We start from the raw sequence: 20,826 nt of genomic DNA, 5'->3' as shown, positions 1-20,826 counted from the left end.
TCAGCCGATGGCCGCGAGCAGCTCGCCGCAGGCGGCCTCGCAGTCGCGGCACGCCTCGGCGCAGACACGGCAGTGCTCGTGCATGCTCGCGTGCTGCTCGCACTCGTCACCGCAGGCCCGGCACGCGGCGATGCAGGCCTCGAGGTGCGCCCGCGTGATGTTGGCGTCGTAGCCGGTGTGGCGGGACAGGATCCGCGCCGTAGCCGTGCAGCTGTCGGCGCAGTCGAGGTTGGACCGGATGCACTTGCGCAGGTCCGCGACCATCTCCTCGCTCAGGCACGCGTCGGCGCACGCGGTGCACGCCTGTGAGCAGGCGACGAGGGTCTCGATGACGCGGGCGAGCAGCTGTCGGTCGAGGTTGATCGTGGCGGGGTAGGTCTCGAGCATCTCCGTGGTCTTCACGTCGTTCCTCCTCGGTTGCAAGGACCGGGCGCGTGATCGCGCGCGCCGCGGGACCACTTCGACGCTAAGGAGAGGCCTGGGTGTTCGCACGGTGAGCGGGCACGAATGGCCATGAAGGTTCGATGAAGGTGCGCACGGCTCCGGACGACGAGTCGTGCGCAGGGCGGACACGGCCGGACCTGGCCCCTTGGTGCTGACGGCTACGCCGCAGGGCCCTCGGACGCCGTGCCGGAACGCTTGATGACGTTGTCGGCGAGCCCGTCGGGCAGCTCCGTGGCGCCCGGGCCGCCGGAGCGCAGCCAGTCCGCGAGTTCGTCGGTCGCCTCGTCCCCGGCGAGGCGCTCGAACCACACCGGTCGTGCGCCGGCACGGCGGTTGGCACCGGTCGGACGAGCGACCACGACGTCGCCGCGCTCGCACTCGTCGAGGCACTCCACCGTCGTCAAGCGCGCGACGCCGGAGTCGTCGAGGCGCTCCAGCCGCTGCAGCTGGCCACCCGCCTCGGTGTCGCGCTCGCCCAGCGTTTCCCCAGCGCACAGGCTGCACGCGGTGAGCCCGGGGAGGTCGTTACCGATCGGGCGCGGGCTGGACACGGGGCGACGATACGTCCGAGCCGACTCCGTCGCTGCATCGCCGGCGTCCGACGCGTACGGCAGGAGGCCGCCCCTCTCGTGGTCGGGCGGCCTCCTGCGGTCGACGCGGGCTCTTCACAGGTTGCGGAGCAGGTTCTCCATCTCAGTGATCTCCGCGTTCTGGTCGTCCCTGATCGACCGGGCGAGTGCCAGAGCGTCCGGATCTGCGCCCTCGGCGAGCTGGGTCTGAGCCATCTCGGTGGCGCCGCGGTGGTGGGCCACCATGAGCTCGAGGAACTTGCGGTCGAACTCGACCCCTTCGAGCTCGGAGAGGGCAGCCATGGCCTCCCCCTGGTCCATGCCGTCCATGTCCATCCCACCGTGGTCCATGCCGCCGTGCTCGGCGTCGGCGGCCAGCTCCTCGTCCCAGGTCACCAGCCAGCTGGACATGAGCTCGATCTCCGGGCCCTGCGCTGCAGCGATCCGCTCGGCCAGCGTGCGCACCTCGTCGGCTGATGCCCGCTCGACCGCCAGTTCGGCCATCTCGAGCGCCCCCTGGTGGTGGACGATCATCATCTGGGCGAACTCCACATCCGCAGCGTTGTGCTCGGTCGCCTCCCCGGTTTCCTCGCTGCTCGCGGACTCCTGTGCAGCGGGAGATTCGCTCGCTGGCTCATCGGCGTTGGAGCAGGCCGTCAAAGTGGCTGCCAAAGCCAGCACTGCGGTCGTTGCGGCGAGGCGCCGGCGTGTCGTGGTTGTCAAGGTTGGTTCCTTCCCAGGATCGGTGTTCGGGTCGGTCAGGCAGGGGTGCTGGTCGCGCAGCAGGTGTCCGTGCCCTGAGCGCCGCCGCCGCAGCAGCCGTCGCCGGCCGTCGTCTCGGTGCTCTCGGTCGTGGTGATCGCCGTGGTGGTGTCCTGGCAGCAGCCCATCGGGCCCTCCTTCGTGATGTCGTGACGTGCTCGGATCTGAAGAGGTGGTGGTCAGAGTCGGCTCGAGACCTCCTTGAGCAGGTCGGACGGGGCGAGCCACATGGACGGGTAGTTGCCGTGCCACAACTGGTTCCCGTCGGCGTCGATCAGGACGAACCCGTGGCCTGGGAGGCCTTCGTGCATGCCCTTGCCGAGGGTGTCGTAGGCGGCGGACACGGTCCCGTCGTCGAGCAGGAACGGCGCCTGGACCCCGAGGCGTTCGCGGTCCGCGTTGATCTGCTCAGAGGTGTTCATCACGATCGGTAGCACGGCGATGCCGGCCTCGGCGAACGCGGGGTCCTTCTCGATCTCGGCCATCTGCAGCAGGCAGCTGTCGCACCCGGCGCCCTCATTGAAGTACAGGACGACCGGCTCACCGCGGTAGTCGGTCAAGGACACGGTCGAGCCGTCCGAGGCGGGGAGCGTGAAGTCCGGCGCGGCCCGCACGTCGCTGGACGTGGTCGGTCGCGAGGTGGCCAACCCGAACGCGACCGCGGCGGCGACGATCAGCAGGCCGATGCCCCAGGCGCCCCGGCTGATGCGCTGGCGGCGCCGGGTCTGTTCTGCCTGTGCGGCCTGGACCTCCAGCAGAGCCTGCTGACGTTCGGCGAGGCGGCGGGTAGCGGTTCCGGAGGTCATCGGGTCACTTCTTCCGAGGTCGGGGCGGCGTGGCAGGACGGGACGGGCGCGGCATCGTCGTCGCCGGCCGCGGCGGCGCAGTCCTCGATGGAGGAGGCCGGTGCGGTGCTCAACGGGCGCGCTGAGCGGCGGCGGTCGGCGAGGGTCACCCAGATGAAGCCGGCGGCGACCGCGAGCAGCGCCAACGCCTGGAGGGGCTCGGGCACCGGAGACAGGAACTCCTGGACGGCGCCGAACACGTCGGTCAGCGTGCGGCTGGTGGCATCCTGGAACGCCGACCCGCCCGTCATGTCCTCGCTGCCGGCAAGGGCGATGACGAACACGCCCATCACGGCGAAACCGACCGCGACCGCGATGTTCAGGGTGTTGGTGACCAGGGTGCGGCCCGCCAGGTGCAGCCGGACGGTCTTGGCCTGGAGGAGCTTGCGTTCGCCCAGCCGGGCCTTGTCCCAGACGAGAGCCATGACGAACAGCGGGAAGACCATCCCGAAGACGTACGCCAGACCCAGGGCCAGGCCCCCGATCGGCGATCCTGAGAGGACCGACAGGGTCATCACCCCGGCCAGGACCGGTGCACAGCACGACGACGCGATGCCGGAGAACACACCGAGGGAGAAGAAGCTCGCCGTGTCACCACGGGTGGTGTCCGGGGCGCGCAGGAACGACGGCAGCGACCACATCCGACCCGACAGGGCCAGTGCTGCGAGCGCGATCATCAGCAGCCCGCCGGCCCAGTACAGCGGCGCGTGGTATCGGGCGATAGCGCCGGCGAGCAAGCTCATCCCCAGCGTGATCGGCACCAGCACCACCGCCAGGCCCGCGGCGAAGACGAACGTCAGCGGCAGCAGTCGCCAGCGGGCGTTCTTGACCGCACCGGCCAAGTAGGACGGCGCGAGGAACACGATGCAGCACGGGGCGAACAGGGCCACCCCGCCGGCGAAGAACGCCGCCAGGATGCTGCCGGTCGTCAGCAGCTCGCTGCCCATCTCAGGCGCCGACCGCGACGGCGTGCCGGCCCTGCAGGACCTTGGCCAGCTTCTTGCGCGGCAGCCGCCCAGCGGAGAAGAACTGACCGTCCACCAGCACCAGCGGATTCATCGGCGGGCCGTGCTCGGCCACGAGCGCCCTGCCCTCCATCGTCTCGATACCGACACGGCGGATCACCAGCGAGTACTCCTGCGTCAGGGCAGCCAGTGCCTCCTCGGCGTCGTGGCAGAAGTGGCACGCCGGGGCGTGGACGACGGTGACGACCGGCGGGTCGACGGGATCGGAGGGGGACACGGGTTCTCCTGCAGGCTTGCGCGGGTTCGGACGTGTAGAGCGTCGACGCGCAGCACCGAAGGGCCGGTCGCCCTTGGATCAAGGTTCGATGAAGGTCCCCACCGGTACTCGGAGCCAGCACACAATGGGTCCGTGACCAGCTCCCCAGACCCCACCCTGCCGTCGTCGCGGCGCGCGGTCGTCGTCGACGACGAGCGGGCCCTGGCCCGGTTGGTGGCCGGGTACCTCGAACGCGACGGGTTCGAGGTCACCGTGACCCACGACGGCGCCCAGGCCGTCGCCGTGCTGCGCGAGGTGGACCCCGACGTCGTCGTCCTTGACCTCGGTCTTCCCGGACTGGACGGGGTCGAGGTGTGCCGTCAGCTGCGCACGTTCTCCGACTGCTACGTGATCATGCTGACCGCGCGGGCTGAGGAAGTGGACACGCTGATCGGTCTGTCGGTCGGGGCGGACGACTACATGACGAAGCCGTTCAGCCCCCGAGAGCTCATGGCTCGTATCCAGGTGCTCCTGCGTCGCCCTCGCCGAGCGGCTCCCGCGGACCAGCTCCCCGGCGAGGCGCCTGCGGTGTTCGAGGTCGGCGCTCTGCGCATCGACGTGGACGGGCGCGAGGTCTGGCTCGACGGCGAAGCGATCCCGCTGACGCGCACCGAGTTCGATGTCCTGTCAGCACTCGCAGCAAAGCCGGCGCGCGTCTTCTCTCGGCGCGCGCTGATCGACACCGTCTGGGGCCTGAACTGGGTCGGCGACGAGCACCTCGTCGACGTGCACGTGCTCCATGTGCGCCAGAAGCTCGGTGACAGCGCAGAGGCCCAGCGGTTCGTCCGCACGGTCCGTGGCGTCGGCTATCGGATCGGCACAGGGTCGTGACCACGGCGACGGGCGCCCCTGGCACGGTTCGATGGGGCTTGGCGACCCGTCTGTTCGCCGCCATCGTCATCGTGCTGCTCACCGCTGCGATCACGGCGTGGCTCGTGGCCGCATCGGTCGGCCCGGGCTTGTTCCACGAGCACATGGTCGCCGCGGGACTAGGCGACACGGACAGCGCCGTCCTGCACGCGGAACGGGCCTTTCGCGACGCCAGCACCGTCGCCCTGTCGCTTGCCCTGGGGGCGGCTGCGGTGGCATCAGTACTTGTCAGCGTGTTCCTGACCCGACGGATCGCACGGTCGCTGTCCGCGGTGTCCTCCGCGGCGACGCGCCTCGGTGCGGGCCGCTACGACTCACGGGTGCCCAGCACCGGGCTGGGGACCGAGTTCGAGGAACTCGCCGAGTCGTTCAACGCGATGGCTGCCCGCCTCCAGGAGGCCGACCGCTTGCGCGGGCGGTTGCTCGCCGACGTTGCCCACGAGGTACGTACCCCCGTCGCGACCCTCAGCGGCTACCTCGAGGCGGTCGAGGACGGGGTAGAACCCTTGAACTCGGCCACCATCGCGATACTCCGCGATCAGGCCAACCGCTTGACCCGACTGGCCCAGGACCTCGCGGAGGTCACACACGCCGAGGCGGGCGACCTCACTCTCGACATCGAGGACGTTGCCGCTGGCGAGCTCCTCCAAGCTGCGGCATCGGCCGCCCGTGAGCGCGCCTCCACGTCGGGCGTCGAGCTGCGCGTCGCGACCGGCGCTCCCACTGTGCGGGTCTCCGTCGACCGCACGCGGCTCGCACAGGTTCTGGACAACCTCGTCGCCAACGCCATACGCCACACGCCGGCGGGTGGCGAAGTCTTCCTCGCCGCGGCGCCCGCGGGCTCGTGCTTCGTGCGCGTCACCGTCACCGACACGGGGGAAGGCATCGCGGCCGAGCACCTGCCGCACATCTTCGAGAGGTTCTACCGCGCCGACACGGCGCGTGACCGTGCCCACGGTGGTTCAGGGATCGGGCTGGCGATCAGCAAGGCGCTGGTCGAGGCGCACGGCGGCACGATCGCAGCGGGCAGCAGGGGTCTCGGACACGGTGCGACCTTCACTGTGGTCCTGCCCGCTACCGCTAGCTGAGCACGGGTCGGTCGGGCGTCCGCTGAGCGGCCCGCCGTCATTGCGTTCCTGTGCGGCGTCATCGGTGTGCCTCCACACTCGACGCTGTCCCGGCCAGCTCGGCGCGGAGTCGACGGTAGGTGTCCACGTCGACCTCCCCGCGGGCAAGGCGCGCGTCGAGGATGCCGGCGGGGTCAGCAACGACTGACGTCGGGAACAGGCGGGTCACTGCCCACACTGCCGTGAGCACCACCAGGGCCGTCGCACCGACCATCAGCCAGCCGCCGCCGTTCAGGCACCATGACATGGCTTCTCCTCGTCCGATGGGCTCGCTCTCCGCGGCCTCGAGTGCCCAGGGTCGGCCGTTCGCCCTCCATCAGCGATCGCGGTCCGATGAAGGATCCGTGAAGAGCGTCGTGGTGGACGTCGGCATTCGGTCACCGACGTGTCCGCCGTGACGCGGGCTACCGCTTCCGGATCCTCTCGAAGGCGGCTAGCGCCTCGTCCTGCGCCTCGGGAAGCGTGTGCAGGTACCGCTGCGTCGTCATGATCTGGGAGTGCCCCATGCGCTCCATGACCGTCTTGAGATCGGCCCCCCCGGCCAGGAGCCACGAGGCGTGCGCATGGCGAAGGTCGTGCATGCGCAGGTCGAACTCGACACCCGAGCGCTGGATGGCCGGTCTCCAGTGGCGCGTGTTGAACGTGGCGCGCGAAAGAGGTTGGCCACCGGCCATCTCGCGCGACGGGAACAGCAGGTCGTCCCTCGCTAGGCCCAGTTCGGCGATCCGGGCAGCCAGGACGTCGAGGAGTGCCCGAGAGACGCGGAGCGTCCGGGGCTCGTCGTCCTTCGGGTAGGGCTTGACGATCATCCGTTCGCCCGTCGGTGAGTCCTTCCGCGACACCTCGACGATCGTCTCCTCGACGGTGATCGTGCGGCGGAGGAAGTCGACGTGCCGCGGCCGGAGCGCGACAAGCTCGCCCCACCGCAGGCCGGTCTCGATCGCCGTCATGACGAGCGGCTTGAAGCGGTCGGGGATCTCGGCGAGCACGCCGGCGAACTCCTCGGGCGTCAGCGTCCTTGCCTTCTTCGTCACGACCTTCGGCAGCTCGGTGTCCTCACAGGGGTTGAAGGCGATGAGCCGGTCACGGACCGCACGCGCGAAGACCGAATGCAGCATCACGTGGTACTTGGCGATCGAGCGAGGCGACAAGCCCTGGTCGACGGCTCGAGTCACCCAGTCCTGGACGGTCGAGGGCATGATGCGCGCCAGCGTCATTGCACCGAAGAACGGCACGAAGTGATTGCGCAGGTAGGAGGAGTAGCCGGCACGGGTGCTGACCTCCAGATGCCTGGACGGAAGCCAGATCTCCACGGCGTACTCGCCGAACGTCACCTTGCCCGCGACCGGATCCAGCCACTTGCCTTCGGCAAGCTGGTCATCCTGCCGCTGCGCCGCACGCAGGGCATCGCGCTCCCTGGCGAACGTCCCAGCGGAGCGAGTACGCCCGTGCAGATCCCGGTACATCGCCATGTACCGCGGACGACCGTCGGACGCCGGACGCATCGCCACCCAGCCCATCGGCTCTCCCCGCCTCTGTGTACGCAGCATGTACGCGAACGTGCACGGTCACCGGCGGACGTCGGCATACCGAAGCGAACGCGAAAGCGGCCCTGACCTGCACATTCATGTGCAACGAGGCTAGTCAGCGGGACCCGTGGATGCTAGTGCGCTCGGCTCATAACCCAGAGGTCGCAGGTTCAAATCCTGCCCCCGCTACACAGTGACGAAGGCCCGGACCTGATGGTCCGGGCCTTCGTCGTTTCCTGCGAGGAGCCGATGCCGACGGTCCCGGCACGGCGTCGCCCCGCGGCCGCGGCGAAACGCGCGTCATGAGCTCGGTGACCGCTGCCCGCCGAGCGCCGCGCGCACGGGTGTGACCGCTAGACCGTTGGAGTGGCCTTGTCTAGGTTTCGTCGCAGCCTGGCGACGCGCGCCGGTAGCGTCCGGCACGACGAGCCGAGGTGCGCGCGAGAGGGGGCGGCGGTGGGTCGTGTCGCTCAGGTCTGCGTGCGCGCAGGTGCGGCGGTCGTCGTCGCCGCGATGTCGGCCGGGTGTGTGGCCGGGCCACGTGCGTTCGAGCCGGAGGACGAGCTGGCGTGGGAGGACGTGTGCTCCGACTTCGCGGACGAGCCGGTCGACCTCGCCGCAGTGGCGGTCGACGGTGCCGTCGAGCTCACGTGGGGCCCGGGGTACCTGGATGACGACTTCCGCGGACGGTTGTACCGCCGGCCCGCTGCCGGATCGTGGGAGCTCCTGGCCGAGGTGGAGCTGCCGGGCGGGTCCGCCGCCCGGTTCGTCGACCCCGACCCGCCGGCCGGCTCGCCCGAGTACCGGCTTCGGCTGGTCCTCGACTGCGGCTCCGACGGTGTCGTCGAGGGCGATCCGGTCAGGGCAGGTGCAGTCGAGGACGACGCGGTGCCGGCCATCCCGGCACCGGAGGGGTGGGTGTCACCGGCGCTGACGGTCGCTGAGCACTGCGCTGCGATCCGTCCGCAGGACGTGACCGCGCTGGTGTCGGCGGACCGTCTCGTGCTGACGTGGCGCGACGGCGCATCGCCCGGGGCCGACACGTACTCGTACAAGGCGCATCGGCGCACTGCTGACGGCGCGTGGAAGATGGTCAGCATCTGGTACGTGACCTCGGAGGAGCGCGCCGAGCTCGGAGCCGTGGGCGACACATCAGGGGTGCGCACCTTGGTCGTCGAGACACCCGGGGACGGGGCCGTGGAGTACGGCATGAGCGTGAACGACGGACCGTGCTACCCGGACGAGGTCGTACCGGCCACGCCGGTCGACTGATCGCGCCCGCGGGATCCGCCGCAGAACCCCGGCGACGTGCGTCGGACGCGCGGCCCACCGACTACCGCAGGAGCCCGCGGCGGTAGCCCTCGCCCACGGCCGCTGCGCGGTCGCGGACGTCGAGCTGGTCGTCGACGTGCTGCAGGTGCGTCGTGACGCCGTCGACGCGGCGGCCGTGGTGCGACGACGCCGCCATGGGCTAGACCTGGGTGCGGTCGATCACAGGCGCGGACGACGGGAGCCCGGCATGCTCACCAGCCTGGTCACCGGTGTCGTGGGCATGGACGTGTTCGCGGCGCTCCTCGTCCTGGCCCGGGCACGCGTGTACGGGACGCGGCTCTACCGGCCGATGGTGCTCAACCTCGTCCTCTGCGCGCTGCCGCTCCTCGTGCTGCTGCTCGGCCTGCTGGTGTCGGTGGTGCTCGTCGTGGCCGGTGCGCCGCGGTGGTCCGTGCTCGTCGTCGCGGCGGTCACCACGATCGTCTGGCTCCTCCTGCTCCCCAACGCCGGGTACCTGATCACGGAGCTCAACCTGAGCCACCGCGTCGACGGCGACGGGGTGCCGATGTGGTTCGACATCGCGCTCGTGATCGCACTCGCCATGGCGGGGGTCCTGACGACCGTGCTGAACGTCTTCACCGCGCACCTCTCGTTTGCGCTGCTGCGGCACGGCGACCACGCGGAGGGGCTCGAGCAGAGCGACGGCCAGGTGCTCGTCCTCGTCCTGCTGCTGCTCGTCTCGCTCGGGATGTACCTCGGGCGCTACCTGCGCCTCAACAGCTGGGACGTGGCCCATCCGGGCGCGCTGGTGCGCAGGGTGCACCGGCACGTCGTCGTCGACCGGCAGTGGACCGCCCTGCTGGGGTTCTGCGCGACGCACACCGTGTTCCTCGGCCTCATGTACGTCGCGGTCGCCGGGCCGGTCGTCGCGGGGCTCGTCGCCGCCGAGCGGTGACCGACGCCGCCTCGCGCGCGCGGGGATGCCCGCAGCCGCGGTGGCGGCGCCGTCGCCGCAGGCTCAGATGCGCCCGCGCACGGGCGTGCGCTCGCCGCGGTCGGCCTCGTCGGGCATGACCATCTCCGCCCGCACGCCCAGGAGCCGGACCTCACGGTCCTCGAGCTCGTCGGCGAGCGCCAGGGCCGCAGCGACGACGACGTCGCCCTCGCGCGTCGGCCCCGGCAGCTTGCGGCTCATGACCTTGGTGATGAACGGCGCGTACCGCACCTTGAGGCCGATGCGGAGGACGGCGCGGCCGTCCGCCGCGACGTCCTCGAGGACCTGACGCGTCAGGACGTCGACGGCCGCGCGCACCTCGTCGCGGCTCGTGAGGTTCTGCTGGAAAGTCGTCTCGCGGCTGTGGCCGCGCGGCACCCACGGGCTGTCGTCGACCGTCGTCGGCCCCAGGCCCTGCCCGAGGTCGCGGTACCAGACGCCCATGCGCGGGCCGAACTCCGCCACGAGCGTCTCGACCGGCGCCTCGGCGAGCTCGCGCACCGTGCGGACGCCGAGCCCGGCGAGCCGGCGCGAGACCTTGGTGCCCACGCCCCAGAGCTCGATCGTGGCGCGGTCACCCATGACGTCGAACCAGTTCTCGGCGGTGAGCCGGAAGACGCCGGCGGGCTTGCCGAAGCCCGTCGCGATCTTCGCGCGGACCTTGGTGTCGCCGATCCCGACGGAGCAGTGCAACCGGGTCGCGTCGAGGACCACCTCCTGGGCCCGCCGCGCGAGCCCCTCCGGGTCGTCGGTCTCCGCACCGAGGAACGCCTCGTCCCAGCCGAGCACCTCGACCACGGCGCCGAGGGTGCGCAGCGCCGTCATCACCTCCTCCGACGCCGCCTCGTACGCGTGCGCGTCGACCGGGAGGAAGACGGCGTCGGGCAGCTTGCGCGCGGCGATCTTCAGCGGCATGCCCGACCGGACGCCGAAGGCGCGGGCCTCGTAGGAGGCGGTGGAGACCACCGCGCGCTCGGTCGGGTCCCCGCGACCGCCGACGACGACGGGTCGACCGGCCAGCTCGGGCCGCCGGAGGAGCTCGACCGCCGCGACGAACTGGTCGAGGTCGACGTGCAGCACCCATGCGGTCCGCGTGCCCATGCTCGAGTGTGGCAGCGGCCGCGTCGGCGGGCACGCGCCGTCCTGCCACGAAGTCGCCCGGACGCGAATGTGACCCTTGACACCGGATCTGTAAGGAAGGTCTACTAACAAACGTGACGACGGCGCGCACGCTTCGACCTACGAGCAAGGTCCTCCCTGAGGACGGCCGTGCGCACAACCGGGCGATGCTGCTCCAGCACCTGTTCCACTCCGGCCCGACCTCGCGTGCCGAGCTCGCCCGGTCGACGGGGCTCACGCGCGTCACCGTCTCGGACCTCGTCAACTCGCTCATGGCGGAGGAGCTCGTGGCCGAGCTCAGCGCCCAGCCGGAGGGACGCGTCGGCAAGCCCGCGACGAGGCTCCGCTTCCGCACCGAGGCGTTCCAGATCGTCGCCCTCGACCTGACGGACGACGCGCGGATCCACGGGGCCGTGCTCGACCTCACGGGGGAGCGGCTCGCACGGACCTCCGTCGGCGTCGACGGCGTGACCGGCGCGGACGCCGTGGACGCGGTCGTCGACCTCACCCGCGACCTCGTCGCACGTGCGGACCGCCCGCTGCTCGGCGTGGGCATCGGCTCCCCGGGCGTCGTGGACCCCCGGGGCACCGTCGTCCAGGCGCCCAACCGCGGCTGGTACGACGTGCCGCTGGCCCGGACGGTGGCCGACGCCGTCGCCCTGCCCGTCCACGTCGCGAACGACGCCAACGCCGCCGTGCTCGGCGAGCTGACGTACGGCGGCGCGTCCGTCAAGGGCGTGCTCGCCCTCACGGTCGGCCAGGGTGTGGGTGCCGGCATCGTCCTCGACGGCGCCCTGGTCCAGGGCCGCGCCTTCGCGGCCGGCGAGCTCGGTCACGTCACCGTGATCGACGACCGCGACGACGTGGCGAGCGCCCCGCTCGGGCAGGCCGAGGCCTGCGCGTGCGGCCGCCGCGGCTGCCTCGAGACCGTGCTCTCGGTGCCCGCGCTCCGGCGCCGGGTCGCAGGGCTCGACCCCCAAGCCTCCGACGCCGCCCTGGCGTCGGTCGGTCGGCGCCTGGGCATCGCCCTCGCGCCGGTTGTCAGTGCGCTGAACCTCTCCGAGGTGATCCTCAGCGGCCCCCCAGAGCTCCTCGACGGTCCGCTGCGCGACGCCGCGCTGGACACGATCGAGGAGCGGACCATCCCGGTCATCAGCAGCGGCGTCCAGCTGCGGATGACGCAACTCGGCGAGGACGGAACCCTGCTGGGAGCCGCCGTCCTCGTGCTGTCCGGTCAGCTCGGTTTCAGCTGATGTCGCCGAGCCGACCGAACAGGACACACACCACACAGCGGTGCTGCCAGGCACCGCCGCGACTGGGAGAGGGAACCCCCATGCGAATTGTACGAAAGGCAGCGGTCCTCGCGATCGGGGCTCTCGCCCTGACGGCGTGCAGCAACGGCACCGCGGAGGAGCCGGGCGACGACGCCCCCGCCACCGCGGACGCGGACACCGAGATCACGCTCTGGCTCAACGGCGGTGACACCAACGACGAGCTGCGCCAGTACCTCATCGACACGTTCGCGGCCGAGACCGGCGCGACGCTCGTCATCGAGGAGCAGGACTGGAACGGCCTCGTGCCGCGCCTCCAGACGGCGCTGACGTCGGCCGAGCAGACGCCCGACGTGGTCGAGATCGGCAACACGCAGGCCCCGACCTTCACCAACGCGGGTGCCTTCGCCGACCTCACCGAGCTCTACGCCGAGCTCGGTGGCGAGACGCTCCTCCAGGGCTTCGTCGAGGCCGGCTCCGTGGGCGACCAGGTGTTCGCGCTGCCGTACTACTCGGGTGCGCGAGCCGTCTTCTACAACAAGGACGTCTTCGCCGCGGCGGGCGTCGAGGTGCCCACCACGCTCGAGGAGTTCACCCAGGCGGCGATCACCCTCCAGCAGGCGAACCCCAACGGGGTCGCGAACTTCTCCGGCTTCTGGTTCCCGGGGCAGGACTGGTACAACGGCCTGCCCTGGATCTGGGAGCACGGCGGCGAGCTCGCCGTCCAGGAGGGCGACCAGTGGGCCGGCGCGCTGAGCAGCCCCGAGTCGCAGGAGGGCCTCACCGAGATCCAGCGCCTCTTCACCGAGGGCACCAACGCCCCGCGTGACGCGGACTCGAACGAGCCGTGGGTGCCGTTCAACAACGGCGAGGCCGCGATGTTCTCGGCGCCGACGTGGGCGCGGTGGAGCATCGACCTGCCCGAGTGCAACAAGGGCGTCGCCGCGGACGACACGTCCGACGCCGCCAACGCGCTGCGCGCGGAGCAGCAGGCCTGCAACGAGTCCAAGACGGGCATCTTCCCGCTCCCCGGCATGGAGGCGGGTACCCCGGCGACGGTCTTCGCGGGCGGCTCGAACATCGCCATCCCGACCATGTCGGAGAACCAGGAGCTGGCCCAGGAGCTGCTGCGGATCATCTTCAGCGACGACTACCAGACGATGCTCGCGCAGAACGGGCTCATCCCGGCCAACACGGACCTCGCCAGCGCGCTCGGTGACGACGTCTACGCCCAGGCAGCCCTCGCCGCCGCGCTCGACGCCAAGCTCACGCCGCCGGCCGAGAGGTGGGCCGACGTCGAGGGCGAGCGCCTCCTGGAGGACTTCTTCCAGCAGGTCGCCAGCGGTGCCGACATCGCGGACGCGGCCGCGACGACCGACCAGTTGATCGCCGACACGCTCAACTGACCCCGCTGGGCGCCGAGAGCGGGCCCGTCGCTCCTCCGACGGACCACCACCTGCCCGCTCTCGGCGCCCGACTACCTTGGAGCAACCCATGCCCGGCCAGTCCACCGGCCGTCCGGTCGCCGCGGCTCCGCCGTCGATGTCCGTGGCGCCCGCCCCCGCCGTACCACCCCGCACGACCCCGGTCCGCCGGTCACGAGTTCCTCGCCTCGGCGGGTACGCGCTGCTCCTCCCGGCCACGCTCCCGATCGCCGTCGGCCTCGGGTACCCGCTCGTGGTGCAGCTGATCCGCTCCTTCCAGGAGTACGGCCTCGCCCAGCAGTTCGGCCGAGCGGCCGAGTGGGTCGGGATCGACAACTACGTGGCGCTCCTCACGGACGGCTACGTGTGGACCGTCATCGCGCGGTCCGTCGCGTTCTGCCTCGCTAACGCCGCCCTCACGATGGCGATCGGCATGGCGCTCGCCGTGCTCATGTCCCGCGTGGGCCGTGCGGCGCGGATCACGCTGCAGGTCGCGATGCTCCTCGCGTGGGGCACGCCCGTGCTCGCGACGATGACCGTGTGGCAGTGGCTCTTCGACTCCCAGTACGGCGTCATCAACTGGCTGCTCGCCGAGCCGTTCGGCATGAGCGGCATGCGCTACCACTCGTGGCTCATCGAGCCGCTGTCCTTCTACGGCGTCGCCACCGTGATCGTCGTGTGGATGAGCGTCCCGTTCGTCGTCTTCACCGTCTACGCCGGCCTCCTGCAGGTCCCGGGCGAGACGCTCGAGGCGGCGCAGCTCGACGGCGCGAGCGAGTGGAAGCGGTTCTGGCTCGTCGTCATCCCGATGGTCCGGCCCGTGCTCTTCGTCGTCGCGCTGCTGCAGATCATCTGGGACCTGCGCGTGTTCACGCAGATCTACGTGCTCCAGCGGGCGGGCGCACCGACGCGCGAGACGCACCTGCTCGGGACCTACATCTACTCGCTGGCCAAGGAGTTCTCCATGGCCGGGGCGATGGCCACGATCATGCTCGTCCTGACGCTGGCCCTGACCGCCTTCTACATCCGCCGCATGCTGCGCGAGGAGGAACTGTGAGCGCACCGACGGCTCCGATGAACGGCGGCCCCGCGACCCGCCCGGCCGGCGCACCTCAGCCGGCCGAGCTCCCCGCCCCGGGTACGGCCCCCGCGGCCGCCGCCCTGCAGCGTCGGCCCGGCGGCAGGGGGTCGGTGGCCCGCCATCTCCTCGGGCTGCTCGCCGTGGTCATCGCCCTGGTCTGGGTCTTCCCGATCTACTGGATGATCAGCAGCTCGTTCCTGCCGACGAACCGGCTCCGGACACCGACGCCCACGTTCTTCCCGGTCGACGGCACGCTCGCGAACTTCCGCGCGGTCTTCTCCGACCCCACCTTCGCGGCGTCGTTCCGGGTGTCCATCGTCGTCACGGGCATCACGCTCGTCGCCGCGATCCTCTTCGCGTTCCTCGCCGCGCTCGCCGTCAGCCGGTTCCGGTTCCGCGGTCGCAAGTCCTTCATCGTCGCGGTGCTCGTCGTGCAGATGATCCCTGCCGAGGGCCTGTTCATCTCGCAGTACCAGATGCTCGACAGCTGGGGCCTGGTCAACCACGTGCTCGGCCTGACGCTCGTCTACGTCGCCGCCATCGTCCCGTTCACGATCTGGATGCTGCGCGGCTTCGTGACGGGCATCCCGATCGAGCTCGAGGAGGCCGGGATGGTGGACGGCCTGTCCCGCACCGGCGCGTTCTTCCGCATCACGTTCCCGCTGCTCGCCCCCGGCCTCGTCGCCTCCGGCGTCTACGGGTTCCTCCAGGCGTGGAACGAGTACACGCTCGCGCTCGTCGTCATGACGGACCCGTCGAAGCGCACGCTCCCGCTGTGGCTCCAGGGGCTCGTCGAGGCGAACCGCGCGACGGACTGGGGCGTCGTCATGGCGGGCGCCACCATGATCGCCGTCCCGGTGATCGTCTTCTTCCTCTTCGTCCAGCACCGCATGACGAGCGGGCTGGTGGCCGGGGCGGTGAAGGGTTGACGGCGGCGGCCGACCAGCCCGGGCGCGGCTGGTCGGTTGGCCTCGACATCGGCGGGACGAAGATCAGCGCTGTGCTGGTCGACGCCGACGCCATGCCGCGGTCCGCGCTGCGTGTGCCGACCCGCCGGGGTGTCGAGGGCGTCGTGGACTCCGCCGCGGAGGCGACGGAGCGGCTGTGCGCCGCTGCCGGCCTGACCCCCGCCGACCTCGACGTCGTCGGTGCGGGCGTGCCGGGCATGGTCGACTCGACCACGGGCGCCGTCTCGCACGCGGTGAACCTCGGCATCGACGGGGTCCCGGTCGCGCTCGGCGACCTGCTGGGCAACCGCATGGGCCGGCGTCCGGTCTGGGTCGAGAACGACCTCAACGTCGCTGCCCTCGGTGCCGCGCAGGTGCTGCGGCTCACGGGCGACCTCGCGTTCCTCGCGCTCGGCACGGGCGTGGCCGCGGGGCTGATCCTGGACGGTCGGCTCCGGCGCGGGCACCTCGGCATCGCGGGCGAGGTCGGGCACATCCCGTACGTCGCCGACGGCGCGCGCTGCGCGTGCGGCCAGCACGGGTGCCTCGAGCTGTACGCGTCCGGCTCGGCGCTCGACGCCGCGTGGCCCAGCCGCTGGGGCAGGCCTGCGCCGGCCGAGCTCTTCGAGGCGGCCGAGGCCGGGGACGCGGCCGCCGTCCGGGTGCGGGACGAGTACGCCGACGCCGTCGCCGCGGGTGTGCGTACGCTCGTGCTGACCTGCGACGTCGCGCACGTGGTGCTCGGCGGTGGTGTGGCCGAGGTCGGTGCGCCGCTCCAGGCCGCCGTCGTGGCCGCGCTGCGGCGGCAGGCCGTCGGGTCCGCGTTCCTGACGAGCCTGCGCATCGCGGACCGGCTGCTGCTCGCGCCTCGCGGCAGCCAGCTCGCGCCGCTCGGCGCGGCGCTCTCCGCACGGATGGCGCACACCGACCCCTCGACCGTGAAGGTGGCCAGCTGATGGAAGTCGTCATCGACGCATCCCCGGAGCGCCTCGCCGAGATCGCCGCCGAGGCGGTCGAGCGGGTGCTGCAGCGCAACCCGCGCGCCGTCCTCGGCCTCGCGACCGGCTCGTCACCCCTCCTGGTCTACCGCGAGCTCGCGGCGCGCTGCGCCGCGGGGACGCTGTCGTTCCGCGAGGCGCGGGCCTTCCTGCTCGACGAGTACGTCGGCCTGCCGGAGGAGCATCCCGAGCGCTACCGCCGCGTCATCGAGCGCGAGCTCGAGCAGCACGTCGACTTCGCACCGAATGCCGTGCAGGGGCCGGACGGGACCGCCGACGACCTCGTCGCCGCGTGCGCGCGCTACGAGGCCGCGATCGTCGAGTCCGGCGGGGTCGACGTGCAGCTGCTCGGCGTCGGCACGGACGGGCACATCGCCTTCAACGAGCCCGGCTCGTCCCTCGGGTCCCGGACCCGGGTCAAGACGCTCACCGCCCAGACCCGTCGGGACAACGCGCGCTTCTTCGACGGCGACGTCGAGGCCGTGCCGCGACTCGTCCTCACGCAGGGGCTGCGGACCATCCTCGACGCCCGCCACCTCATCCTCCTCGCCACCGGGCGGGGCAAGGCCGAGGCGGTGCACCAGCTCGTCGAGGGGCCGGTGAGCGCGCTGTGGCCCGCGACGGTCCTGCAGCACCACCCGCACGTCACGGTCCTCGTCGACGAGGCGGCCGCCAGCCGCCTGCAGCTCGCGGACTACTACCGGGAGACCTGGGCCAGCAAGCCCGCCTGGCAGCACGTCTGACCGCTGCGCGCGTGCTGACGACGCCGCACGGACGACGGAGCCCGGCGCACCGGGGGAGGTGCGCCGGGCTCCGTCGTCGGTCAGGTCAGACGCACGGGACCCCGGCATCCCAGGCGCCGTGCACGGCGGAGCCGGGCAGCTCGCCGCGGGTCCACCACTGGGCCGTGTGGTTCACGCCTGCGCGTGAGACCACCTGTCCGCCCGTGTAGACGGTCTCGCGGGACCACGCGTCGCCGCAGTCGACCGGGTCCGCCGCGGGCACCGTGCCGCACGGGCCGACCGGCTTCCAGGGGCCCCACGGCTGGTCGCTGGGCGTCTGCGCCCGCGTCCACCACATCGCCCGGTACTCGACGCCCTCGTGGGCGACGACGTCGCCGCCCGTGTAGACGCCCGACGCGTACCAGGGCGCCGCGCAGCTCTCGTCGACCTGCGGTCCGGGGGTCGCCAGGCGCAGCGTGCTGCCGAGCGCGTCGCCGAGCTCGTTGCGGTAGTCGCCCGAGAGGTCCCACCACATGGCACCGCCGTAGCCCTCGACCGCGAGCCACTCGGCCTTCGCCGTCACGGACGCGGGGTCGTCGTAGCTCCACCACTGGTCGCCGTCGTAGCGCCAGGAGGCGCCGAGCTCGGCGTCGAAGTACGCCTTCCCGAGGCTCCGCAGCTGGGCGTACGTGCTGGTGCCGACGTAGCCGGCCGCCGGCTGCCACGCCTGCGAGCCGTCCTCGACCCCGAACCACCCGTGGCCGTACGCGGCGAGGCCGGCGTTGAGCTGCTCGGGTGCGGCACCCGCGGCCACGTACATGCCCATCGCGCCGTCGAGGCCCAGGCCCCAGTTGTGGTCACCGTCGGGGTGCAGGTTGCCCTGGTGGCCCGTCTGGTTCGGCACCCACCCGCCGTGGAAGTCGTAGCCCTGGACGTTGAGGAAGTCGACGACGGCGAACAGGCGCGGGTCGAGCCAGCCGCCCTCGCCGGCGTTCCAGCCGCCGGCCGGCGCGAACGCCGTGAGCAGGTAGTCCTCCCCGTCGGCCGCGCCACGCGCGTCCAGCTCGGCGCGGAACTCCTCCATGAGCAGGAGGAAGTTCTCCTTGTCCTCCGGCCGGGCGTTGGCCGTCTCGCCGCCCGTGACGGGCCACTCCCAGTCGATGTCGATGCCGTCGAAGAGCCCCGCGGCGGCTCCGGCGCCGCCCCGACCCTCGAGCTCGGGCAGGTCGCCGTCGATGTAGAGGTCGAGGCACGAGTCGACCAGGGCGGTGCGGCCCTCGGGCGTCGAGGCGGCCTCGGAGAAGTTGTCCGACCAGGTCCAGCCGCCGAGGGACACGAGCACCTTGGTGTCCGGGCTGAGCTCCTTGAGCTTGCGCAGCTGGTTGAAGTTGCCGGCCAGAGCCTGCCCCGGCTGGTCGGCGACGCCGTCGACGGAGTCCTTCGCGCTGACGCTCCGGAGGAAGTCGTTGTGCGGGTCGCCCTCGCCCGGGACGTCGGCGATGTCGCAGACCAGGTCCGTCGTGACGTTGCCGAAGGCGTAGTTGAGGTGCGTGAGGTCCTCGATCGCCCCCGAGGTCACGAGGTCGGCGATGTGGAAGTCGCGGGTCACGGGCGCGTCGGCCATGTAGTACCCGACGCTCCGGTACCCGTTGATGTCGGAGGGGCCGGCCACGGCCGGTGCGGGCTTCGCGGACACGACCGGTGCGGAGGAGGCCGGCGTCGCCAGGAGCGTGACGCCGAGCACGGCCGCGGCAGCGGCCGCCGTCGGGGCCGTGCCGCGCCGGAGGCGGGCGCCGGGCGAGGGCGGCAGGGGAGGGGGCAGGGGTCTCATGAAGGCCTCGTTGCTCTTCGGCCGGCGTCGCGCCGGAATTTGTTCGGACTCCTTCACCATAGGCACGTGGCGCATGGCGCCCGGTACGGGAAATCCGCTACGGGGTTTCCCTCTGCGTTCCTGCGGTCATCCGGGTGTCGCGCCGGTGACGTTTTTGTTAGGAAAGCTTCTATACACATTCGCCGCGCCCGACGTCGGTCGCGGGGGTGCCGAAGGCGATGCCGGAGGGACGGTGAACGCCGCTCCGCGCAGCGTGCGGGTCCGACGGTCGGACCGCCTGCGCGACGACCGCACGACACCGAGCAGGAGAGCGAGAATCCCGATGAAGCGATTCCGCGCGGCAGCACTGGCTGTCGCGCTCGTGGCAGCGCTGGCCGTCCCGATCAGCACAGCCCCGAGTGCCGAGGCCCACGGGTGGGTCACCTCACCGCCGAGCAGGCAGGACCACTGCGCCAAGCGCACGACGTCCTTCGACTGCGGGCAGATCACGTACGAGCCGCAGAGCGTCGAGGCGCCCAAGGGCTCGACGCAGTGCAACGGCGGCCAGGCCGCGTTCCAGGTCCTCAACGACGCGAGCAAGCCGTGGCCGGTCACGAACGTGGGCAGCACGGTGGACTTCCGCTGGAACCTGACCGCGGCCCACAACACGAGCACGTGGGAGTACTTCGTCGACGGGGTGCTGCACCGGACGTTCGACCAGAACGGGCAGCAGCCGCCGTCGACGGTCACGCACACCCTGACCGACCTGCCCGCGGGCAGGCACACCGTGCTGGCACGGTGGAACGTCTCGAACACGGCGATGGCCTTCTACAACTGCGTGGACATCAACGTGGGCGGCGTCGTCGACCCGGGCCCGACCGACCCCGACCCGACGGAGCCCGGTGCGTGCGTCGCCGCGCCGTACGCGCCGTCGACGGTCTACACGGGCGGCCAGCGCGCCTCGTACGCGGGGCGCGACTGGGAGGCCCGGTGGTGGACGCAGGGCGAGGCGCCGAGCACCGGCGGCTCGGGCGTGTGGAAGGACCTCGGTCCGTGCGCCGCCGACCCGACGGGTCCCACGGACCCGACGGACCCCACGGACCCGACCGACCCGACCGACCCGACCGACCCGACCGACCCGACAGAGCCGGGCGCGTGCACGGCGGTCGCGTGGGCGGCCGGCTCCACCTACACGGGCGGCATGCGCGCCTCGTACGCGGGGCACGACTGGGAGGCCCGGTGGTGGACGCAGGGCGAGGCCCCGAGCACGGGCGGCTCGGGCGTGTGGAAGGACCTCGGTCCGTGCGCCGCAGGTCCGACGGACCCGACCGACCCGACGGATCCCACCGACCCGACCGACCCCACGGACCCGGGCGAGCCCGCGGAGCCCGGTGAGTACGTCGTCGGCTACTACGCGCAGTGGGCGACCTATGCGCGGAACTACCAGGTGAAGAACATCGAGACGTCGGGGTCGGCGGATGAGCTGACGCACATCATGTATGCGTTCGGGAACGTGCAGAACGGTCGGTGCACGATCGGGGATGCGTTCGCGGACTACGAGAAGGCGTTCACGGCCGAGCAGAGCGTGGACGGTGTGGCGGACACGTGGGACCAGCCGTTGCGGGGCAACTTCAACCAGCTGCGTGAGCTCAAGCGGCTGCACCCGGACCTGAAGGTGATCTGGTCCTTCGGTGGCTGGACGTGGTCCGGTGGCTTCGGTCAGGCGGCGCAGAACCCGGCCGCGTTCGCCCAGTCCTGCCA

The 20,826-nt window shown here is 71.6% G+C and carries 23 protein-coding genes; 11 read left to right on the top strand and 12 right to left on the bottom strand.

Going from position 1 to position 20,826, the window contains the following annotated elements; all coding sequences use genetic code 11:
• The 7 genes from ICW40_RS02135 to ICW40_RS02110 form a co-directional block, all read right to left on the bottom strand.
• Positions 1-402, bottom strand: a complete 402-nt coding sequence (locus ICW40_RS02135; RefSeq protein ID WP_308121570.1) for a four-helix bundle copper-binding protein — start codon at positions 400-402, stop codon at positions 1-3.
• Between the two features lie 200 nt (positions 403-602).
• Positions 603-995 (bottom strand): hypothetical protein, encoded by a 393-nt coding sequence (locus tag ICW40_RS02130; protein ID WP_308121569.1) that lies wholly within the window; start codon positions 993-995, stop codon positions 603-605.
• Between the two features lie 114 nt (positions 996-1,109).
• Positions 1,110-1,736 (bottom strand): DUF305 domain-containing protein, encoded by a 627-nt coding sequence (locus ICW40_RS02125; protein ID WP_221652179.1) that lies wholly within the window; start codon positions 1,734-1,736, stop codon positions 1,110-1,112.
• Positions 1,737-1,771: 35 nt separating this feature from the next.
• Positions 1,772-1,903, bottom strand: a complete 132-nt coding sequence (locus tag ICW40_RS20655; RefSeq protein ID WP_260458657.1) for a hypothetical protein — start codon at positions 1,901-1,903, stop codon at positions 1,772-1,774.
• Between the two features lie 51 nt (positions 1,904-1,954).
• The gene (locus tag ICW40_RS02120; RefSeq protein ID WP_221652178.1) at positions 1,955-2,581 is read right to left on the bottom strand and encodes a peroxiredoxin family protein; all 627 of its coding nucleotides are present in this window, start codon (positions 2,579-2,581) and stop codon (positions 1,955-1,957) included.
• A complete protein-coding gene (locus ICW40_RS02115; RefSeq protein ID WP_221652177.1) occupies positions 2,578-3,567 on the bottom strand; it encodes a cytochrome c biogenesis CcdA family protein in 990 nt (329 codons plus the stop codon). Before ICW40_RS02115 ends, ICW40_RS02120 begins: the two co-directional genes overlap by 4 nt.
• A 1-nt stretch (position 3,568) precedes the next feature.
• A complete protein-coding gene (locus ICW40_RS02110; protein ID WP_221652176.1) occupies positions 3,569-3,862 on the bottom strand; it encodes a glutaredoxin family protein in 294 nt (97 codons plus the stop codon).
• Between the two features lie 132 nt (positions 3,863-3,994).
• On the opposite strand from ICW40_RS02110, the gene ICW40_RS02105 reads away from it, so the two are divergent.
• Positions 3,995-4,732 (top strand): response regulator transcription factor, encoded by a 738-nt coding sequence (locus ICW40_RS02105; RefSeq protein ID WP_221652175.1) that lies wholly within the window; start codon positions 3,995-3,997, stop codon positions 4,730-4,732.
• Positions 4,729-5,859 carry a sensor histidine kinase gene (locus ICW40_RS02100; RefSeq protein ID WP_221652174.1) on the top strand — a complete coding sequence of 377 codons (1,131 nt, stop codon included), beginning with the start codon at positions 4,729-4,731 and terminating at the stop codon, positions 5,857-5,859. The genes ICW40_RS02105 and ICW40_RS02100 overlap by 4 nt, the downstream gene beginning before the upstream one ends.
• 58 nt (positions 5,860-5,917) lie before the next feature.
• On the opposite strand, the gene ICW40_RS02095 is transcribed toward ICW40_RS02100, so the two are convergent.
• The gene (locus ICW40_RS02095; protein WP_221652173.1) at positions 5,918-6,145 is read right to left on the bottom strand and encodes a hypothetical protein; all 228 of its coding nucleotides are present in this window, start codon (positions 6,143-6,145) and stop codon (positions 5,918-5,920) included.
• Positions 6,146-6,302: 157 nt separating this feature from the next.
• Entirely contained in the window at positions 6,303-7,418 is a 1,116-nt protein-coding gene (locus ICW40_RS02090; RefSeq protein ID WP_221652172.1) for a tyrosine-type recombinase/integrase, read from the bottom strand.
• A 489-nt stretch (positions 7,419-7,907) separates the two neighbouring features.
• Here ICW40_RS02090 and ICW40_RS02085 point away from each other — a divergent pair, with 489 nt between their 5' ends.
• Entirely contained in the window at positions 7,908-8,699 is a 792-nt protein-coding gene (locus tag ICW40_RS02085; RefSeq protein ID WP_221652171.1) for a hypothetical protein, read from the top strand.
• A 61-nt stretch (positions 8,700-8,760) separates the two neighbouring features.
• Here ICW40_RS02085 and ICW40_RS20650 read toward each other — a convergent pair whose 3' ends face one another.
• The gene (locus ICW40_RS20650) at positions 8,761-8,895 is read right to left on the bottom strand and encodes a hypothetical protein (RefSeq protein WP_260458656.1); all 135 of its coding nucleotides are present in this window, start codon (positions 8,893-8,895) and stop codon (positions 8,761-8,763) included.
• Positions 8,896-8,946: 51 nt separating this feature from the next.
• On the opposite strand from ICW40_RS20650, the gene ICW40_RS02080 reads away from it, so the two are divergent.
• Positions 8,947-9,654, top strand: coding sequence for a DUF1361 domain-containing protein (locus tag ICW40_RS02080; RefSeq protein ID WP_221652170.1), 708 nt, complete (start codon positions 8,947-8,949; stop codon positions 9,652-9,654).
• 63 nt (positions 9,655-9,717) lie between these two features.
• Here ICW40_RS02080 and ICW40_RS02075 read toward each other — a convergent pair whose 3' ends face one another.
• Positions 9,718-10,794, bottom strand: a complete 1,077-nt coding sequence (locus ICW40_RS02075; protein ID WP_221652169.1) for a DNA polymerase IV — start codon at positions 10,792-10,794, stop codon at positions 9,718-9,720.
• 185 nt (positions 10,795-10,979) lie between these two features.
• On the opposite strand from ICW40_RS02075, the gene ICW40_RS02070 reads away from it, so the two are divergent.
• The 6 genes from ICW40_RS02070 (at position 10,980) to nagB (ending at position 17,276) form a co-directional block, all read left to right on the top strand.
• On the top strand, positions 10,980-12,065 hold the full coding sequence (locus tag ICW40_RS02070) for an ROK family transcriptional regulator (RefSeq protein ID WP_221652168.1): 1,086 nt from the start codon (positions 10,980-10,982) through the stop codon (positions 12,063-12,065).
• An 80-nt stretch (positions 12,066-12,145) separates the two neighbouring features.
• Positions 12,146-13,489 (top strand): extracellular solute-binding protein, encoded by a 1,344-nt coding sequence (locus ICW40_RS02065; protein ID WP_221652167.1) that lies wholly within the window; start codon positions 12,146-12,148, stop codon positions 13,487-13,489.
• An 88-nt stretch (positions 13,490-13,577) separates the two neighbouring features.
• On the top strand, positions 13,578-14,564 hold the full coding sequence (locus tag ICW40_RS02060; protein WP_260458655.1) for a carbohydrate ABC transporter permease: 987 nt from the start codon (positions 13,578-13,580) through the stop codon (positions 14,562-14,564).
• Positions 14,565-14,581: 17 nt separating this feature from the next.
• On the top strand, positions 14,582-15,517 hold the full coding sequence (locus tag ICW40_RS02055; protein WP_221652195.1) for a carbohydrate ABC transporter permease: 936 nt from the start codon (positions 14,582-14,584) through the stop codon (positions 15,515-15,517).
• Positions 15,514-16,491: an ROK family protein gene (locus tag ICW40_RS02050; RefSeq protein WP_221652166.1), complete on the top strand. Its 978-nt coding sequence runs from the start codon at positions 15,514-15,516 to the stop codon at positions 16,489-16,491. Before ICW40_RS02055 ends, ICW40_RS02050 begins: the two co-directional genes overlap by 4 nt.
• Positions 16,491-17,276: a glucosamine-6-phosphate deaminase gene (nagB, locus tag ICW40_RS02045; RefSeq protein ID WP_221652165.1), complete on the top strand. Its 786-nt coding sequence runs from the start codon at positions 16,491-16,493 to the stop codon at positions 17,274-17,276. Before ICW40_RS02050 ends, nagB begins: the two co-directional genes overlap by 1 nt.
• 85 nt (positions 17,277-17,361) lie before the next feature.
• Here nagB and ICW40_RS02040 read toward each other — a convergent pair whose 3' ends face one another.
• Positions 17,362-19,086, bottom strand: a complete 1,725-nt coding sequence (locus ICW40_RS02040) for a glycosyl hydrolase family 18 protein (protein ID WP_221652164.1) — start codon at positions 19,084-19,086, stop codon at positions 17,362-17,364.
• A 322-nt stretch (positions 19,087-19,408) separates the two neighbouring features.
• On the opposite strand from ICW40_RS02040, the gene ICW40_RS02035 reads away from it, so the two are divergent.
• On the top strand, positions 19,409-20,826 hold a 1,418-nt coding region (locus ICW40_RS02035), incomplete at its 3' end, for a lytic polysaccharide monooxygenase (RefSeq protein WP_221652163.1).

It is taken from the genome of Actinotalea ferrariae (genome assembly GCF_019733465.1).
GTDB lineage: Bacteria > Actinomycetota > Actinomycetes > Actinomycetales > Cellulomonadaceae > Actinotalea > Actinotalea ferrariae_A.
This window is presented reverse-complemented; position numbering and strand designations above follow the sequence as displayed.

Excerpts from the sequence above, each read along its gene's own strand:
- ICW40_RS20655 (WP_260458657.1), bottom strand. The coding sequence starts at position 1,903 with ATGGGCTGCTGCCAGGACACCACCACGGCGATCACCACGACCGAGAGC.
- ICW40_RS02120 (WP_221652178.1), bottom strand. The coding sequence starts at position 2,581 with ATGACCTCCGGAACCGCTACCCGCCGCCTCGCCGAACGTCAGCAGGCT.
- ICW40_RS02115 (WP_221652177.1), bottom strand. The coding sequence starts at position 3,567 with ATGGGCAGCGAGCTGCTGACGACCGGCAGCATCCTGGCGGCGTTCTTC.
- ICW40_RS02095 (WP_221652173.1), bottom strand. The coding sequence starts at position 6,145 with ATGTCATGGTGCCTGAACGGCGGCGGCTGGCTGATGGTCGGTGCGACG.
- ICW40_RS02090 (WP_221652172.1), bottom strand. The coding sequence starts at position 7,418 with ATGGGCTGGGTGGCGATGCGTCCGGCGTCCGACGGTCGTCCGCGGTAC.
- ICW40_RS20650 (WP_260458656.1), bottom strand. The coding sequence starts at position 8,895 with ATGGCGGCGTCGTCGCACCACGGCCGCCGCGTCGACGGCGTCACGACG.
- ICW40_RS02080 (WP_221652170.1), top strand. The coding sequence starts at position 8,947 with ATGCTCACCAGCCTGGTCACCGGTGTCGTGGGCATGGACGTGTTCGCG.
- ICW40_RS02075 (WP_221652169.1), bottom strand. The coding sequence starts at position 10,794 with ATGGGCACGCGGACCGCATGGGTGCTGCACGTCGACCTCGACCAGTTC.
- ICW40_RS02070 (WP_221652168.1), top strand. The coding sequence starts at position 10,980 with ATGCTGCTCCAGCACCTGTTCCACTCCGGCCCGACCTCGCGTGCCGAG.
- ICW40_RS02065 (WP_221652167.1), top strand. The coding sequence starts at position 12,146 with ATGCGAATTGTACGAAAGGCAGCGGTCCTCGCGATCGGGGCTCTCGCC.
- ICW40_RS02060 (WP_260458655.1), top strand. The coding sequence starts at position 13,578 with ATGCCCGGCCAGTCCACCGGCCGTCCGGTCGCCGCGGCTCCGCCGTCG.
- ICW40_RS02055 (WP_221652195.1), top strand. The coding sequence starts at position 14,582 with ATGAACGGCGGCCCCGCGACCCGCCCGGCCGGCGCACCTCAGCCGGCC.
- nagB (WP_221652165.1), top strand. The coding sequence starts at position 16,491 with ATGGAAGTCGTCATCGACGCATCCCCGGAGCGCCTCGCCGAGATCGCC.
- ICW40_RS02040 (WP_221652164.1), bottom strand. The coding sequence starts at position 19,086 with ATGAGACCCCTGCCCCCTCCCCTGCCGCCCTCGCCCGGCGCCCGCCTC.